Here is a 17,550-nt window from a genome sequence, read left to right as displayed (position 1 = left end):
ACCCGGGAGCTTTCCCCCGGGTTTTGGCGTTTCTTATGCGGTTATGCTTCAACCAATCGGCTTCAGCACAAAGCGGTGGCTGTACACCTGGTTGGCCGGAAGGGTGAATTCCGGATGGACATGGGCGCCCCAGCTGTCGTCGCCGCCGACACCCATTTGCCGGGCGTTGACCCGGACTACCGTGCGGAGCTGCCGCGGCAGCTTGTAGGCGTGATCCGCCAGCTCCAGCTCCTCCGGCGTATAAGGCAGCACGGAAAGCTCCACGGCAGGCGCGCCTTCGATGCGCAGCCCCCGGCCTTGGCCGTTCCTAAGCTCCGCCCAGCGGACGCCGGTTTTGTTGCCGCTCTCCTGGGGCCGCAGGTACGGAGTCATTTGCTCCTCCACAGTTCCCGCATACACGCCCAGTCTGGCTCCCGTCACACGGTCGCAATAATTCTCGTGGGGTCCCATTCCGTACCAGGTCAAATGCCGGAACGAGGGGTCCATGGTAAACAGAAGGCCCACCACCGGAATTTCCGGCAGATTGACGCCCGGAGCAAGCTCCTGCTCCACCGTCAGAACCCCTGCCGGATCAAGGGCATAGCGCACGGTGCAGCGGGAACGGGGAGCCGTGGCAAGCAGAAACTCCGCTTCCGCCGTTACGCCTGCTGCCGCAGCCTCCGCCTTGAAGGAGAGCAGCTTCCGGTTGGCCCCCGCCTCCCGCCAGGTGGCGCAGCGGACGGGATGTTTGTTCCCCCGGTCGTTATCCGTTACCGCCCGCCAGAAGTGAGGCCCAGGGGCGCTTGCCAGCAGCTCCGTGCCGCCAACCGCATAGGAGATGAGGCTGCCGCTTTTTTTGCAGAACACCGCATGGAAATTCCCGCCTTCCGCTGTCAGCTCCCGCTCCGTCTCAGTGATCCGAAGAAGCGCGCCGCCCGGTGCCGCTGCCGGGGCTGCCGCTTCCGCCGCGGGCACCGGCAGGATAAATTGGCCAAAGGCGATTTCATGGCCGGCGGGAGCCCAGATTTCCCCGTTCCGCAAAACCAGGGACAGGGTCAGCACCGCTTCCTCTCCTGCAGGAAGGCTAGCGGGCAGGGCGTAGGGGACGCGGAGAGTTTCCGCAGCCAACGGGGCGACGGACGCCTGCAAAATCCCCTCCTGTTTGAGCTGACCGTTAATATCCACATGCCATTGAAGATCGAATTGCTCCAGGCCGGTAAAAAGGAACTGGTTTTCCAGCCGTATCTTCCCCTCCTTCAAATCCGCCGCCCGGAAGCGCACGCTCTGGTAGCAGCCCTTTACCTCCGCCAGCTTGGGCGTCACCGCTCCGTCGGCAAAAATCAGACCGTTGCCGCTGAAGGTGCCGTCGTTGGGGAAATCGCCGAAATCGCCGCCGTAGGCCAGGTAGCTTTCCCCCTGCGCGTTCTCCGTGCGGATCGCCTGATCCCGCCAATCCCAGATAAAGCCTCCCTGGAGCACCGGATACTTGTCGAACAGCTCCCAATACTTGTACAGGTCGCCGCAGGAATTGCCCATGGCATGGCTGTATTCGCACAGAATAAAAGGCTTGGCGGGCTGGCTTAGGGCATATTTTTCCACCGTCTCCACTTTGCTGTACATGTGGCTTTCAATATCCGAAGCATCGTCCGTGGCGCGGAAATGGAACGCCCCCTCATAATGCACCACCCGCGTCGGGTCCTGCTCCCGCAGATAGTCATGCATCTTCCGGAAATTTTCCCCGCCGAAGGATTCGTTGCCCAGGGACCAGATCACCACCGAAGGATGGTTCTTGTCCCGCTGGAGCATGGAGTTGCAGCGGTCCAGCACATTGTCCGTCCACTCCGGCTTGCTGCCGGGCAGCGCCCCCTCCTCCTCCTGCTGGCCGTATCTCCAGCTGCCGTGGGTTTCCAGGTTCGTTTCATCGATGACATACAGCCCGTATTCGTCGCAAAGCCTGTACCATTGACGGTGGTTGGGGTAATGGGAGGTGCGGACGGCATTGATATTGTTTTGCTTCATTAAGAGGATATCATGGAGCATATCCTCCTCCCGCACCGCCCGGCCGGTATCGCAGCCGAACTCGTGGCGGTTTACGCCCCGGAACATAATGCGCTGTCCGTTGATTTTCATCAGGCCGCCTTCAATTTCAAAACGGCGGAAGCCAATCTTGCAGCTTTGCGCCTCCAGCAAACGACCTTCCTCATCCTTTAGACAAACCACCAGTGTATACAAATGCGGCGCTTCGGCGCTCCACAGAAGGGGATTGTCCACCGCCGACGCAACCGACAATATCAGCGTGTCCTCTTCCCCCGCAAAATTCCCTTCCAGCAGAATCGGCTCCACGGTCACAGCCCGGCGGTCGGAGTCCAGCAACCGGGCCTCCACGGCAGCTTTTTTTCCGCCAGAGGAAAGGTAGCGGGTGACGGTGGCTTTGAGCTTCAACTGCGCCCGGCTGAAGCTGTCGTCCAGCTCGGTGACAGCCGCCAGGTCGCGGATATGGAGAAGGGGCGTGGTATACAAGTACACCTCGCGAAAAATCCCCGACAGCCGCCAGAAGTCCTGATCTTCCAGCCAGCTTGCGTCGCACCAGCGGTAGACCTCCACGGCCAGCTTGTTTTCGCCATCTGTGAGGTAGGGGGTCAGGTCGAATTCCGCAGGGGTAAAGGTATCCTCGCTGTAGCCCACAAAATCCCCGTTTACCCATACATAAAACGCGGACTCCACCCCCTGGAAGCTGATGTACACCGGCTGCTCCCGCCAATTTTCCGGCAGCGTAAAGGTGCGCACATAAGAGCCCACAGGATTGTAGCGGACCGGGGCAAACGGCGGCTCCAGGTCCTCTTTGCCTTTCCAGGGGTAGGTCACATTGGTGTATTGGGGGTAGTCGTATCCGTGAAATTGCCAATGGGCGGGAACGGGAATGGTATCCCATCCGCTGGTATCATAATCGGTCCGGTAAAAATCGGCGGGGCGCGCCTCCGGATGATCGGCATAATGGAATTGCCATGTGCCGTTTAGGGTCATTCTCCACGGGGACGCCTGCTCCTGCCCTGCTGCGGCTTCTTCGGCGGTGGGGTAAGGAATGTATGCGGTGGCCGCAGCCAGCCGGTTCACCTGGAAGATGTCCGGGTTGTTGTTCCACTCGGGATAACCGTTGGCAGGGGGCGCATAGCGGAATTTGGGTTTCATCAAGGCACCTCATTTTCGTAAAAAGTAAAAGCATAATTTGATTATAGGCGATGAAAAACCCAGTGAATATAAGATAATATTCCAGTTGATATAACAATATGAATATCAATTGGGATGGAGCCACGGGCAGCTTGAAGCGGTTCCGTTTATTGGAGCTGGAGCTACGGTTCCTGCTCCGGGTCGGGCGTCTCCCCAGCGTGCAAAAAAACCGCCGAAAGAAGCTTCTCGACGGTTTTTTACTTATGAAACATGCAAATCAGTCCAGCCTGACCTTTTCCTTCAACGGCGTATCCAGTACGGCCAGCTCCTCCGCCACCAGCCGGGCGATGGTTTGCGCACCGTATTCGTTCAGGTGGGTATTGTCCTGGCTGCCCTCGGGATAGTTGGGATTTTCCCCCGGCTTCAGCCAGGTAAACAGCTTTTCGGAGGCTTCACTGCCCAATTGGCGGAGCAGAACGGCACTTTTGGCGGTGAGATCGATGAAGGCCACCTTCTCCCGCTCGGCCAGATCCTCCATGGCCTTGGGATATTCCCCGTGGGTATCCACCAACCGTCCGCTGTCATCGAAGCGCCGGCGGCAAACGGAGGAAATCAGCACCGGTACCGCTCCTTTTTCCCGGGCGGCGGCAATATATTGGGCCAGATGCTCCTGGTAGGTGCTCCACGGCTCGGTGCGCCGCTCCTCATCCTCCTTGCTGTCATTGTGCCCGAACTGGATCAGGAACACATCCCCTTGACCCATGGCCTGGCGGATGGGCTCCAGCCTTCCTTCGTTGATGAAGCTTTTGGAGCTGCGGCCATTCATTGCCTGATTCACGATCTTGACGGAACCGTCCAGAAACTGTCCCAGCTTGGCTCCCCAGCCCAGCATAGGCCGCCTTTCGGGAGGATAATCCGCCACGGTGGAGTCCCCCGCAAGAAATACAGTCAGATCACTCATTTGGTTTCCGCCTCCTTCAACGGGCTCCAGCCGTCTTGGCCGGACAGCACCCGGTTCAAGTCATATTGCCCCGCTTCTTCCGCCGTCAGCAGCTTCGACCAAGGCACCCGGCTCTCCCGCCTGCCGGCTCCGGGTCCGGTGCTGCCGAACTCCTCGTAACGTGCGGTTTTCTCCCGCTCCGGCTTCCAATAATGCCAGCCCTCCGGCTTGATGTGCCCGCCCATCCAGCAATTGAGAAAAACCGTATGGCCGTAATCCCGCCAGGGGCGGCCCAGATACACGCTGTTCTCCGGCGCATCCCCGGTCAGCCGGCAATTGGCGAATACATAGCCGTAAGGATTCTCCTCATCCGTGGAGGCGGCAGTTATATAGCCGTGGATGGTTTTTTCTCCCCCTTCGGGAACAAGGCGCTTCTTCGAGAAAATCTCGCAATCCTTAAACACCGCCGTGGCGGAGCCAAAAATAAAATCCACGTCTCCCGCAATGTAGCAGCGCTCGTACAATTGGCGCAGCTTGCGCCGCGGCGCTTCGTCCCGCGGTCCGCCGAAGGCGGCCCGCTCCACCGGCTTGGGCGGCAGGGGCGCTGTAAACAGGGTGTCCTGGCTGGCCGTAAACCGGCAATTCCGGAAAACCATCCGGTCCCCGTCGGCATAAACCGCCACGGCTTGCCCCATCTTGTCCCCGCTGCCTGCCGTATTGGAGATGGTCAGATTCTCGGCCTCAAAATCATCGGCGCCGATCAGGAAGGACTGGGAGTTGAAGGTGCCGTACTCCCTGCCGTCGGGGAAGGTTTTTTTGGCATAATCGTCAAAATAAAGAACTGTCCCTTCCGCACTCTCCCCCACCAGCTTCACCCGGGGCCGCAAAATTTGCAGCTTTTCCTTGTATTCGCCATTCTTGATATGAATGACCGTCCAGCCCGAAGCATTCTCGGGAATGGCGTTCACCGCTTCCTGGACAGTTGTAAAATCGCCGCTGCCGTCTTTGGCTACGATCATGGTTAAGTCCTCCTTCTATTCCAAACGGCGGAGCCATTCGTAAGCTCGCGCTCCGCTGATTTCATGCCCGCCGGCAAAATAGTCCACCGCCAGCTCATCCTTCGCGCCGGCCGCCTCATAAATTATAGCCAGCTTCTCTATGGCTTTCAGGGCCCCTTCCCGGGGAAATACCCGGTCCGATTCGCCGGTTTCCACCAGCAGGCTGCGGGGAGCGATCAGGCCGATGAGCTCCGGCATTTCCGCGTCCTGGAGAATGCCGGGAATGTAATTGTCCAAACAATGCATCCGGGTCAGAATGCTGTCCTGGAAGGTATTGGCGTAGCCGCTGACCACCGTGGCTCCGATGCGCTCATCCAGCGCCGCCGCATAAGCCCCTACCAGCCCTCCGCCGGAAATGCCCATACAGCCGATGGCTCCCGGCTTCACCTCCGGGCGCGACAGCAGATAGCCCACTGTCTGCATGGTCTCGGCCACCCGTACACCGCCGATATTGCGGCCCAGCATCATCAGATGGGCGGAAATCCGGCCGCAGGAGCTTTGTTTGGGACCAACTGCAATATCCTCCGGCAGCCTCCTGTCGCCGAAGGCCAACAGCTCCGGCGCAGCCACTACAAACCCCCGCTTCACCAGCTCCACGGCAAAATCCTTATGCAGCCCCGGCACAGCCTGCCGCTCGGAACCGTCCGGCTCCAGCCCGACAATCTCCCTGCTGCCGTAGCCATGGCCGTGAATCGCTACGATGCCCGGCCGGGCTTCCCGGATACCGTCGGGGATAAGCACATAAACAGGCATACGCATGCCGTCCATGGTGGTCCACTCCACCCGTTCCCGCACATAACCCTGGCGCTGCACCCGCTCCAGCACAACAGGCGGTTCTTCCGGAGCGAAGGAAGCTCCCGCATAAGCCGGCTCATCCGGGCTCGTCCGGCTGTATGCCTGCACCGGATGAAGCCCCAGCCGCCGGGCCAGCCGTTCCTTCAGCCCGCTGCGCCAAATTTTCCAATCGGTTTCCGCCGTATAGGCAAAGGCCGGCCGGTTCTCCTCCAGAAGTCTTTGCAAATAATCCTTTGTTGCCGTCATAGCCATTCCCCCATCGTCCGTCTTCTACCGAGTGATCCAACTGTTGCACAAGTACGCCGCAATTGCAATTTCGGCACAATCCCTTTACACACACTCTATCTATTTTAGAATAATAGTTCAGAAAAAACTTTAAAAATACTTGTCAAATGATCATAAATTTATACATATTTGATTATACCCTATGGGGATGTGCATTACAAAGCTTCCCTTCGCGACATCTCCCCGCCTATACACAGCCGCGCAATCCTACTATATCAAATCCAAGCTTCTGGCAAGCCAGGAGAAAATGTCCGCCTTATCCGTCCGCGGCTTTATGGAGCTGGCCGTATTCCGGCTGAACCGTCGGTACGCCAAGGAGCTGGAGCGGCTGCAGCAGACGGCGGGGGAAATTGTCCGGACCAGCACCCGGATCAGGATGATTCATGAAGCCTTTTTCGCTCTTTTTGCCCTGCTGGTCAATCTCATTAAATGGCAGCGGCTGGCCTTCGGCAGGGTGATGGCGCAAAAGCGGAATATGGCGATCCTAGACGAGCCGGCTTCGGCCCTGGACAATAAGACGGAAAAAAACTTGATGGACGGCATTCTGGATCTGTTCGCCGACAAAACCCTGGTGATCGTGGCCCACCGTCTCCGCTCCATTCAACATGCAGACTGCATCGTTTTGGTGCGCAACGGCGAAATCGCAGGGATCGGGGACTTTGCCTCCTTGATGGAGGGCAGCCCCTACTTCCGGGAGCTGTGGAGCTTGGAGGAGACCGGGCGAGGGCCCGTTCAAGCATAAACAAGGGGCGCCCCGGGCCGGGGGGCCTCTGGCTGATGGCCATTAATCACGCCTGGTGTCATACGCCTCGTTGTACGGACCCTTTCGTGACTTCCCGCATCATGCAGCTCATTGTGCGGACCCTGGTTCCGTTATTTCGCAAAAACCGACCCTTTTTTCTCCGGAGCGGACCCTGGTTCCGTTAAGTGCGAAAAAATGGGGGGTCTCCTTGCTTATGGAGCGAAATAACGGATCGTCTGTCCGTGAAAATCCAGAAAGAGTCAAAATGAGGAAAATAACGGACCCTCTGTCCGCCGGGCAGCTCACCCGTTTAACCTTAGAAGCTTTTTTATTAGATGATATATCCTTTTTCGCAAAATCTATATACAATACAGATATGTGCGTTTAGGCTTGGCCCATCCTAGGAACCTTTAGAGGAGGATGTGATTTTCCCCTATGACCGCATATGCCATATTCTCTCTCATCACTTTTGTGGTGTACTTCTTCACCGGCATTTATCCGGTTGTCCGATATAGACGAAATGCCGTCAGCATTCTGTTTTTGCTGACCTGCCTTAGCCTTGCTGTCTGGTCCTTTGCCTATACGTTTGTCTACATGGAATATTCGGTTTTCTGGATCAAGCTGTCCGCTGTGGGCTGGTGCTTCTTCAGCGCCCTGGTGCTTCATACCGCCCTCCGGTTTGCCCGAATTCCCTTGTTTCTGAAGCCGTTCCCCCAAGCTATGCTCTATGTCATTCCGGCCATCCTCCTATTCATGCGGGTGTTCATGATGGACACCGGATCAGAGACGCCGGCTGTAGTCACACTGTTCCAGCAGTTGGATAACGGGTATGATTTGGTTTATCAGCTGGCAGCGCTGGGCATCATTGTTCGTATGCGATTGCAAAGCCAAAACCGGCGGCAGCGCAAGCTGTTGAATCTGGTGCTGGTCAGCGCAACTCTGACTTTTACGGGCAATTTCGTCTCCCAGTTTATCCTGCCGGTTTTGGGCTATACGGATATCCCTGCAATGGGGCAATTCTTTTGCCTGGTGCTGATTCTGGGGATAACCGCAGCCAATCACCGCTACGGATTGTTCTCCTTATCGGAGCATGTGCTCTATGATGAGATTTTGACGGAAATGATGGACTCCTTTTTCCTGCTCTCCACGGAAGGGCGAATCCAGCGGATCAACCGCAGGACGGTGGGGCTTCTGGGATACAGCCAGGAGGAGTTGGGAAACCTGCCCCTGAGGGATTTATGCGTGGAAAAAGATGTGATCGACACCATTGTGCACAGCCGCAATGCCTTGGATACCACCGCCTATGCGGAGGTCAATTTCATGAGCAGAACCGGGCGGATGATTCCGCTGCGCCTCTCCTTCTCCCGGATTAAGGACAAAAGCACCGGGGACATTCTGGGCATTATGGTGATCGGGCAGGACATCGCCGTGAAGAAGCGGCTTCAGGAGGAAATCCGCATCCACCAGGAATTCGAGCGGAAGCTCCGGGAGAGCGAGGAGCGCTTCCGGGCCATGTTCGACAAGCATTCCGCCGTGATGTGCCTGGTGGACCCCGAGTCGCTGCAGATTTTATCGGTGAACAATGCGGCGCTGGCGTTCTACGGCTATTCCTTCAAGGACTTCGAATCCATGAAGCTGACGGCTCTGGACGGCACCACCTTCCAGGAAGGGGTAGCCATGGCCCGCCAAATCGTGCAGGAGCAAAGCGCCGTGCTGCATATGAAGCATAAATTGGCGGACGGCGATATCCGGGATGTGGAAATCCACTCCTCCGCAGTGCCCTTCGGCAAACGGTCCATTATCTATTCCATTATCCATGACATTACGGAGCGCAAAAAAGCGGAGGATTACATCAGCTTTTTGGCCTACAATGACAGTCTGACCGGATTGTCCAACCGGAAAATGTTCTATGAACGGGTGGAAAAGGCCATCGAAACCGCCAAAACTACTGGAGGCGTATTCGCTATCGTCTATATCGATATGGATGATCTGAAATTGATCAACGATACATACGGCCATGAAAATGGAGACATTGTACTCCGGGAGCTGGGCAGGCGGATGAAGGAGCTGACCCGGTCGGGACTCGTAGCCGCGCGGCTGGGAGGAGACGAATTTGCCATGCTGCTGCAGGGAATCGGCACCATGCAGGAGGCTTTGATGGCGGTGGACGACATCTCGCAGCATCTGCGCAGAAGCATCCAGATGGGCGGGCGTGAAATCACTGTCCAGTCCAGCATCGGCATCAGCCTGTACCCCTCGGACGGGGAGGATGTGGAATCGCTTCTGAAGCAGGCGGATTTCAAAATGTACGCCGTCAAGAAGGAGCGCAAATCCTCGAAGCGCTTCCGGGCGGCTTCCGATCACCGGTGAGGCCGGCGGGATGCGCAGAGCTTACGGAAAGGAGGTGCTTACGATGAGTGCAAAGGAACAAGTGCTGGAGGCTATGAAGGCCGCAGGCAAACCGGTAACGGCAGGTGAAGTGGAAAAAGCCACCGGCCTCGACCGCAAGGAAGTGGACAAGGCCTTCAAGGAGCTGAAGGCGGACAACGCGATTGTTTCTCCGATCCGGTGCAAGTGGGAGCCGGCTCAATAAGGGCGGAAAGATTAAAAAGGAAGCGGGCCGCCGCTTCCTTTTTTTGAATTTTTGCAAGCGTATAACCCGGAGCATGATCCGCGCCAACCCTCCATCGGTGTTTGCGTTCGGTTTATACGGAACTCGCGTTCAGATCCGGATGGAACTCAGGAGCCGTTATTTGACGAAAACCGGGGATTTGGAATCCTAGCGGAACTCAGAAGCTCTAAACAAGGGAAATTCAACGGAAACCGGCCTCATCAGGCCAATAAGCGCCGCTGAGTTCCGCAACAGTCTGAGGCGGGCTATTTCCGCCGCATAACAGTCACTCAGTTCCTTTAAGCCACTGACACCCCCTCACCCGCCCTTACTCCCGGAACTCGCGGTTTTCCCGGCGGTACTCTCCCGGCGTCATTCCCATGGCGGCCCGGAAGTTTCGCATAAAGGCCTTATATGAATTAAAGCCTGCTTCCACGGCGATGTCCATTCCGGTCAATGAGGTGGACAGCAGAAGGCCGCAGGCATGCTGGATGCGGATAGAGTGAAGCAGAGCCAGAAAATTCATGCCCGTTTTGCGCTTGATCTCCGCGCTCAGATACGGAATGCTGAAGCCAAACTCCTTGGCCAGCCCCGCCAGCGTAAGGTCCTCCCGGTAGTGGTATTGGATGTGCCGGATGGCCGGCCAGATAGAGCCCTTCTCCGGCAATTCCCCCGCCTTCATAATCCCCCGGGGCCCCAATAACCGGTCGAAGCGGATCAACAGCTCCGAGAGCTTCAGCCGAACCATCTCCCGGGACCACCTGTCCTTTTTTGCCGCCTCCCGCTCCATACTGCGGAACAATCCGGCGACTTCTTCCATTTCGTCTGCAGGCAGCTGAACGAAGGCCTCTCCCCCCTCTTCGCGGAAAAGCAGCTTCCCCAGCAGCCCGCCCCCGTTCATGCCGAAGGTCAGCCATTCCCGGTCAAACATGCAGTTGTACAGCCGGAGCACCTGGCCTGGCGCTACGCCCAGCTCATGCACCTGGAACGGCAAAAGAAAGGTAAAGGTCCCCGGCGACATGCGGTGGCGGATGCCGTTCACCACCTCCCAGCCCTCTCCCTCCAGAACCAGCGAGCACTCCAGAAAATCATGGCGGTGGGCGGGAAACGGGCGGGTCAGCTCGTTAACCGTCAAGTGAAAGGGAAATGCCTCTTGAATCTGCGGATAGTCGGAAAGCTGTTTATTGGAAGGGTATAGCGTCACGAACCGTTCCCTCGCTTCCATCCTGATTGGTCTACCTGTACTATAGCATAATTTCCAGGGTACAGATATGAATGCCCGGGAGAGCCGGTTCGTGAAATCGCCGGAAAATTCATGATTTTGCAAATTTCTTTATGGATTTTTTAACCGCACAGGACCTATAATGTCTGCATGACCACAACGAGGAGTCGATGGAATTGAATACGATTGCAGCAATATATGTAAAGGATTTCAAAGGGGAGGACGATGCCGGGCAAATCCGGGCCGCCGTCGGACATGCTCTGGAAACGGGAATCCGGACCTTGGTGTTTGAGCCCCGCACATACCGGCTTCACAGTGTTTCGGTGATTGAAACGGAAGGCTTCCGGCATGACGCGGACAGCCCCGATGCTGTTCAGAAGGCTTGCCACATTCCCATCAGGGGAATTTCCGGGCTAGTCCTTCAGGGGGCGGTGAATGACGACGGCACTCCGGCAACAGTGCTGGCCGGTTATAATGATATGAAGCTGCATAACCAGCTTCCCGCCATTCTCTGGTGCGAGGATTGTCCGGATTTGTCCGTGGTCAATCTGGCCTTTACCCGGGAGCCTGCTTATTCCTCTGCAGGAGAGGTGGTCTACCGGGACGATAATGGAATCAAGGTGAAGGTATTTGAGGGCAATTTGTGCTATGACGGTATGGGCACGTATTGCATGAACCGGTTCGATCCGGTGACCGGCGCCTTATCCGGAGAAAGCGTCACTTACGGCTACGGCGCCTCCGCCCCCTGGAAGCTGGAAAAGGACGGGCTTTTGTCTCTGGCCTGTCCTCAGGTGGCCGCCAAGGTGCGGGAAGGCGAGCATCTCTCCTGGCATCAAGGGGCCTGCACAGATTTCCAGACCTACTTCGGCAGATGCGACAGACTCAAGCTCTCCAACCTGAGAACCTATAGCGCCAACGGCTTCTGTATGCTGACGGAATTCTGCCGCGGGATTACTGCCGACCGGGTGGTTTTCAAGCCGGGAGGCAACCGCTTGTTCACCGCTCCGCGGGATGCCTGGAAGCTCTTCAAATGTACCGGACAGCTGAGTATCAGCCGGATGGAGGTGCAGGGAGTCCGCATGGACGGCCAGAACATGCACAGCAATTGGCTGGTGCTGGAGCGTCTGGACAATAGCCGCGAGGCGCTGTTTCACTGCCTGCATACCTATGCTCCTTTGCAAGCAGGCACCATGGTAAGGGTCTATACCGGGGAGGTCAGCCATCTTCTGGAGATCAGCGAATGGAGTCCGGAGGGCAGATCGGCCAAGGGCTATTATTACCGGATTGCCTTTACCCGTGACCTTCCGGCTGGAGCCGACGTCGGCACTTTGGCAGCGGCGGACTGCTGGGAGCCGGAGCGGTATATCTGCACCGATTCCTCCTTCATAAACATAGCAGGCGCAGGGCATCTGGTGCGCCACAGCCATTTGTATCTGATTAATTGCTTATATAAAAACACCATGAACCCCGGTGTTCTGCTGGGCGCGGAGCTGCCCACCCATTCGGAGGGCGGACACGCTTCCGACATCCTCATTAAGGGCTGCGAATTTGACAACTGCGGCTTTTTCCCCAGATATGGGGCGTCAGGCTGCATCGGCATCAAGTCCTCCGGCTTTTCGGGCAAATTCAACAAGCATGTTCTCATTCTGGATAATGTGTTCAAAAATGCCCAGTTAGGCGTTCACGCCGTGGATGCAGATGAAGTATTCCTGCTCGGCAATAGGTTCGTCAATGTGGAAACTCCGCTTCTGTGTGATTCCGCAGTTGGGGGAACGGTGACAGAGCTAGGGTCCGTCAGCGGAGAAGCCGCCAGCCTGCAGGGTTAGCCGACATCCAGACATACCTGTAGGGGACGCGCGGCTTCCGCCAGTTTGCCGCCGGAAGCAGTTGTTTCCGGCGGCTTTTGGCTTGAGTCCGCGCGCTCATAGCCCCTTTTCCTGCTTGCGGGAGGGGCGGTTATTTGGTATGATCATGATGTAAATTATTTTCTTCAAAATGATAATTTTCATTAAATATATTTTCGCAATGTAAAGGAAGGGAAGCTTATGACCGGTATATTGCATTTAATCCGGGAGCGTCTGCCTGAGCTGAACCCCAAGGACCGGGAAATCGCCGCCTTCATTCTGGAGCAGCCGGAGCTGATGATCCGCATGGGCATTAAGGAGCTGTCGGAAGCGGCCAATGCCAGCACCGCCTCTATCTCCCGGTTCTGCAAGCTGATCCAGACCAACGGCTACGCCGATCTGAAAATGAAAATTGCCGCTGAGCTGGCCATGAAGCCAATGCCGGAAACCTATCAGGATATTGTGGCCGGCAATACGCTTCCCGGGATTGTGTCCGCCATTGAGGCCAATCATATCCATTCCATCTCCGACACCACCCGTCTGGTGGATTACCGTCAATTGGAGGCTGTGCTGGAGCTATTGCAAGCCGCGGGGCGGATTGATCTGTACGGGGTGGCCACCTCGGGCATCGTCGCCTCGGATTTCGCCCAGAAGCTGATCCGCATCGGCAAGCGGGCCCAGGCTTTTACCGATCCCCACATGCAGATTACCTCCGCCTCCTCCTTAGGCTCCGGCGACCTGGTAATCGCTGTCTCCTATTCCGGCGAAACGCCGGAAATCATCGACTCCGTCCGGTGCGCCAAGGAAGGCGGAGCCAAAGCGGTGTCCCTGACCCGTTACGGCCCCAATACGCTGGCCGCAGCCGCAGATATCGCTTTGTTTACCTCCTCCCTGGAATCAGGCATGCACCGGGGAGATATGGCGTCGCGGATTGCCCAGCTCCATATTATTGACATTCTGTTCACGGCTCTTTTGAGCCAGCAGTTTGACGAGCATGTGCCCCATCTGGAGCGTTCCTTCCAGATGGTGAACAAATACCGCCGGGAGAAAGGATTCTGCCAATGAACATTTTAACCTTCCGCACCAATCAAGAGCTGAACGCTGCCGGAGCCGGGATTATTACCGGACTGATCCAGACCAATCCCCGGGCAGTGCTGGGACTGGCCACAGGCAGCACCCCCATCGGCATTTATGAGGAATTGGTCCAAAGCTTCAAAAAAGGTCTGGTCAGCTTCAGGCTGGCCACCTCCTTCAATCTGGACGAATACGCCGGGCTGCCCCTGGACCATCCCGAAAGCTACCATACCTACATGGAGCAGCATCTGTTCCGGCATATCGATCTGCCTGCATCCCAGCGGCATATTCCCAACGGTATGGCGGCGGACCTGGAGGCGGAATGCCGCAGGTATGACCTTTTGCTGGAGCAGGCCAAGCAGATTGATCTGCAAATTCTGGGTCTGGGGCATAACGGCCATATCGGCTTCAACGAGCCGGACCAGTCCCTGAACAGCGGCACCCATGTGGTGAAGCTGCGGGAGTCCACCCGCCAGGCCAATGCGCGCTTTTTTGATTCGGTGGAGCAGGTGCCTACCCACGCCTTGACCATGGGAGTCGGCATGATCCTGAAGGCCAAGACCATCCTCCTGGTGGTCAGAGGAAAGGACAAGGCGGAAATTGTCCACGAGGCCCTGACCGGCCCCATCCGGACGGAGATCCCCGCCTCGCTTTTGCAGACCCATCCCAACCTGGTGGTCCTGCTGGACGCGGAAGCCGGGAGGTGCTTTCATGATAAACAATAGGCAAAGTGCGGAACGCACGGTGATTCGGGGAGCCGCCGTAGTGACGGAGGATGCCGTTGTGGAGGATGGAGTCGTCAGCTTCCGGGGAGAGCGGATTGAGTTTGCCGGTACCCGGGAGGAATTCGCGAGGAGTCCGTTTGCCTCCGAACCAGCTGTTGTGATTGAAGCGGCGGGCGGCTATGTGGTCCCGGGCTTTATCGACCTCCATGTCCACGGAGGCCATGGCAGCGATTTTATGGATGCGGAGGCCAGCGCTTACGATAATATAACGGTGCATCATGCGCTGCATGGCACCACCACCATCCTGGCCACCACTGTCACCGCTTCCCGGGACAGCATCAGCCGGGTGCTGGAGGCGGCGTGGGCATACCGGAACGGTCCTATGCCCGGGGCCAAGCTGGGCGGCGTCCACCTGGAGGGCCCGTTCATCAGCCCCAAGTGGCCCGGAGCCCAAAACCCGGCGCATATTGTGCTGCCCCGCCGGGATTGGCTGGAGGCCTGGGAAGCGGAATACCCCGGCCTCATCCGCATTGTGACCCTGGCCCCCGAACGGGAGGGGGCCCTGGAGCTGATCGGCTGGCTGGCCGATCATGGCATTGTGGCGTCCGCCGGACATACGGACGCCACCTACGACGAGATCACCGCCGCCGCCGATCATGGGCTCTCCCATGCTGTGCACACCTTCAATGCCATGAAGGGGCTGCACCACCGGGAGCCGGGCACTGTAGGCGCAGTCATGTCGGACAGCCGGATTAACGCAGAGGTGATCGCCGACGGACACCATGTCCACCACTCCTGCATCCGGCTTTTGGCCCAAGCCAAAGGCCCGGACGGATTGGTGCTGGTCACCGACGCCATGTCGGCTTGCGGCCTTCCCGCGGGGGACTACAAGCTGGGCGGCCTGGATGTGGCCGTCGACGGCGGCGTAGCCCGGCTGAAGGAAGGCGGCGCCCTGGCCGGCAGCACGCTGACCATGCTGGGCGCCTTCCGCCATGCCGTCACCGCCGCCGGCATCAGCATCCGCGACGCCAGCAAGGCGGCCAGCGGCAATCCCGCCCGGGAGCTGGGCATCTACGGCGATACGGGGAGCATCGCTCCGGGCAAACAGGCTGATCTGCTTTGGCTGGACGAAGAACTGGGCTTATCAGGCGTATGGGTGAACGGACGCCGGCTGGAAAGGCAGGCATAGCGGTTATGAGCCAACGAAAGGAAGCACCTTCTTATCTCATTCCCCGGCTGCCGTCCCCCGTGTCGCAACAGGAGCAGGCGCCGGAGGTTTTACCACTGGCGATTGAGCATCAACCCTGGCCGGAATATGGCGGCCTTCCCCAAACGGAGGTTGGCCTGTGGCAATCGGCAACAGGTCTTCACGTGAGGTTCCGGGTGTGGGAAGCCAGTCCCCGGATGGCCTGCCTGCGTCATAATGAGCCGGTATACGAGGACAGCTGTGTGGAGTTCTTTTTGCAGCCCTGTCCCGGCAGCGATCCCCGGTATGTAAATTTTGAAATGAATGCGGCAGGAGCGCTGCTGCTGCAAATCGGCCGCGGGCGGAATGACCGGCAGTTTCTTGCTCCCGCCGAGTTTTCCCGGTTTGCCATCGAGGTCTCAGGTCCGCTTCGGCGCAAGAACCGGAACCTCTCTTCAGAGCCTTGCTGGGAAACATCCTTCAGCATCCCCTTCGATTGGCTGGGCAGCCTCTTCCCGGATTTCCGGGCCGCACCCGGATGGGAAATGCGCGGCAATTTCTACAAATGCGGCGACCGGACCCCCTCCCCCCATTACGGCTGCTGGAGTCCGATGACCTCCGCCCAACCCGATTTTCACCGGAGCTGCGACTTTGGCCTGTTGGTACTATGATTAAATAGGTTCTCCTTTTCACTGCCGGGGTCGGTTTGCTGCAAAGCAATCCGGCCCTTGTTCAGCTGGGGTGGATATCCATTTTATATTTATAATTGGCAAATGCAAATGAATCCAGTATAATTTCCAGTATACTGCTACCCCTGTTCATAGTTTGGAACAGAAAGGATCTCTATGAATAGCCGAAATATTTCAGAGATCACAGTCACAAGAGGATTTGCCATTATTGCTGTTGTGGTCATTCACGGCACAGCCACTCTTGCCTCTTCCGCAACATTCGGATTGAATCATCAGCTTATTTATTTTCTCATGAATAAAATGGCAAGCTTCTCCGTTCCCGCCTTTATCATGTTAAGCGGATTTGTTTTATGCTTTCGTTATCCCGGTTTGGGGGACAGGCACTCTATCATGAACTTTTACAAAAAACGGTATAAATCCCTGCTTGTTCCCTACATCCTCTGGTCATTGCTTTATCATCTCTATCATCATTTTGGCAAACATGAATCTTATTATTTCTGGCTAAAGAACTATATCAAAGAAACGCTTACAGGTGCAGCAAGCTATCATCTTTACTTTGTCCCTCTATTGGCGCAATTTTATTTGCTCACACCTTTTTTGCTTCGGCTCATTCACCGATTTCATGAACGAAATGCCCAAAAAGCTCCTTTCTTCCTGTCATCGCTTACTATTTTATTCCAGATTATCATTGGATGGGTGAACCAAACCCTTCATGTAGTCGACGATAGATCCATACTATCCACAACTTATATGATTTTCTTTGTATTAGGCGGTTATATGGGAATGCATTATGAGCGATATTCAAAATGGATAAAACAAAAGCGTTTCATTTTGTATGGCCTGACATTTTTCCTGCTATGCATACATATTGGAAAATATTTATTCGTCCTTCGCGGTTGGGTGTTCAATCCGCTCCTCTCCGATGTTATTGTACAGCCCTACTGCCTCGCGGTAACTTTATCCCTGATTGAGTTGTCAAAGGAAATTTCAGCCTTTCCTCCGGCCTCCAAGACAATAAACGCTTTAGGTAAATTCTCGTACATTATTTATTTGTCCCACCCATTTGTTTTGTCCCTTTGCGATAAAATATTTCCGTTCTCCTATCAGACCTTCCGCACTTTATTATCGATTATGTTGGGATTAGCGCTTCCTCTTCTTTTCGGCATTCTATGTAAAAGGTGGAATAGAACTTGGCTGCTGATAGGCAGATAACCAGCCGGTTTCATCCTTTT

At 56.5% G+C, this 17,550-nt stretch carries 14 protein-coding genes; 9 read left to right on the top strand and 5 right to left on the bottom strand.

All coding sequences use genetic code 11. The annotated features are described in order from the left end of the window. Positions 1 to 48: 48 nt before the first annotated feature. From lacZ to DQG13_RS19115, 4 genes are all read right to left on the bottom strand, one after another. Positions 49 to 3,168: a beta-galactosidase, LacZ type gene (lacZ, locus tag DQG13_RS19130; protein WP_113021394.1), complete on the bottom strand. Its 3,120-nt coding sequence runs from the start codon at positions 3,166 to 3,168 to the stop codon at positions 49 to 51. Positions 3,169 to 3,424: 256 nt separating this feature from the next. Further along, entirely contained in the window at positions 3,425 to 4,108 is a 684-nt protein-coding gene (locus DQG13_RS19125; protein ID WP_113021393.1) for a rhamnogalacturonan acetylesterase, read from the bottom strand. Further along, positions 4,105 to 5,106, bottom strand: a complete 1,002-nt coding sequence (locus tag DQG13_RS19120; RefSeq protein ID WP_113021392.1) for a pectinesterase family protein — start codon at positions 5,104 to 5,106, stop codon at positions 4,105 to 4,107. The genes DQG13_RS19125 and DQG13_RS19120 overlap by 4 nt, the downstream gene beginning before the upstream one ends. A 15-nt stretch (positions 5,107 to 5,121) precedes the next feature. Then, positions 5,122 to 6,186, bottom strand: a complete 1,065-nt coding sequence (locus DQG13_RS19115; RefSeq protein WP_113021391.1) for a dienelactone hydrolase family protein — start codon at positions 6,184 to 6,186, stop codon at positions 5,122 to 5,124. A 286-nt stretch (positions 6,187 to 6,472) separates the two neighbouring features. Here DQG13_RS19115 and DQG13_RS19110 point away from each other — a divergent pair, with 286 nt between their 5' ends. From DQG13_RS19110 to DQG13_RS19100, 3 genes are all read left to right on the top strand, one after another. After that, positions 6,473 to 6,967 carry a hypothetical protein gene (locus DQG13_RS19110; RefSeq protein WP_146767173.1) on the top strand — a complete coding sequence of 165 codons (495 nt, stop codon included), beginning with the start codon at positions 6,473 to 6,475 and terminating at the stop codon, positions 6,965 to 6,967. 435 nt (positions 6,968 to 7,402) lie between these two features. Next, positions 7,403 to 9,337 carry a diguanylate cyclase domain-containing protein gene (locus tag DQG13_RS19105; protein ID WP_113021389.1) on the top strand — a complete coding sequence of 645 codons (1,935 nt, stop codon included), beginning with the start codon at positions 7,403 to 7,405 and terminating at the stop codon, positions 9,335 to 9,337. A gap of 43 nt (positions 9,338 to 9,380) precedes the next feature. Continuing rightward, positions 9,381 to 9,560 (top strand): transcriptional regulator, encoded by a 180-nt coding sequence (locus DQG13_RS19100; protein WP_113021388.1) that lies wholly within the window; start codon positions 9,381 to 9,383, stop codon positions 9,558 to 9,560. A gap of 346 nt (positions 9,561 to 9,906) precedes the next feature. On the opposite strand, the gene DQG13_RS19095 is transcribed toward DQG13_RS19100, so the two are convergent. Further along, entirely contained in the window at positions 9,907 to 10,803 is an 897-nt protein-coding gene (locus DQG13_RS19095) for an AraC family transcriptional regulator (protein WP_113021387.1), read from the bottom strand. Positions 10,804 to 10,976: 173 nt separating this feature from the next. Here DQG13_RS19095 and DQG13_RS19090 point away from each other — a divergent pair, with 173 nt between their 5' ends. From DQG13_RS19090 to DQG13_RS19065, 6 genes are all read left to right on the top strand, one after another. After that, entirely contained in the window at positions 10,977 to 12,626 is a 1,650-nt protein-coding gene (locus tag DQG13_RS19090) for a hypothetical protein (RefSeq protein WP_146767172.1), read from the top strand. Between the two features lie 219 nt (positions 12,627 to 12,845). Then, positions 12,846 to 13,709 carry a MurR/RpiR family transcriptional regulator gene (locus tag DQG13_RS19085; RefSeq protein ID WP_113021385.1) on the top strand — a complete coding sequence of 288 codons (864 nt, stop codon included), beginning with the start codon at positions 12,846 to 12,848 and terminating at the stop codon, positions 13,707 to 13,709. Continuing rightward, positions 13,706 to 14,443 (top strand): glucosamine-6-phosphate deaminase, encoded by a 738-nt coding sequence (gene nagB / locus DQG13_RS19080; RefSeq protein WP_113021384.1) that lies wholly within the window; start codon positions 13,706 to 13,708, stop codon positions 14,441 to 14,443. The genes DQG13_RS19085 and nagB overlap by 4 nt, the downstream gene beginning before the upstream one ends. Further along, the gene (gene nagA, locus DQG13_RS19075) at positions 14,430 to 15,632 is read left to right on the top strand and encodes an N-acetylglucosamine-6-phosphate deacetylase (RefSeq protein WP_113021383.1); all 1,203 of its coding nucleotides are present in this window, start codon (positions 14,430 to 14,432) and stop codon (positions 15,630 to 15,632) included. Before nagB ends, nagA begins: the two co-directional genes overlap by 14 nt. A 5-nt stretch (positions 15,633 to 15,637) precedes the next feature. Further along, positions 15,638 to 16,300 (top strand): carbohydrate-binding family 9-like protein, encoded by a 663-nt coding sequence (locus tag DQG13_RS19070; protein WP_181592842.1) that lies wholly within the window; start codon positions 15,638 to 15,640, stop codon positions 16,298 to 16,300. 174 nt (positions 16,301 to 16,474) lie between these two features. Next, the gene (locus DQG13_RS19065; protein WP_113021381.1) at positions 16,475 to 17,530 is read left to right on the top strand and encodes an acyltransferase; all 1,056 of its coding nucleotides are present in this window, start codon (positions 16,475 to 16,477) and stop codon (positions 17,528 to 17,530) included. Positions 17,531 to 17,550: the final 20 nt, after the last annotated feature.

The sequence above is a fragment of the Paenibacillus sp. YN15 genome (assembly GCF_003285005.1).
Classification (GTDB): domain Bacteria; phylum Bacillota; class Bacilli; order Paenibacillales; family NBRC-103111; genus Paenibacillus_AR.
The sequence above is the reverse complement of the archived record's forward strand: the minus strand, read 5'-3'. Positions and strand labels throughout refer to the sequence as shown.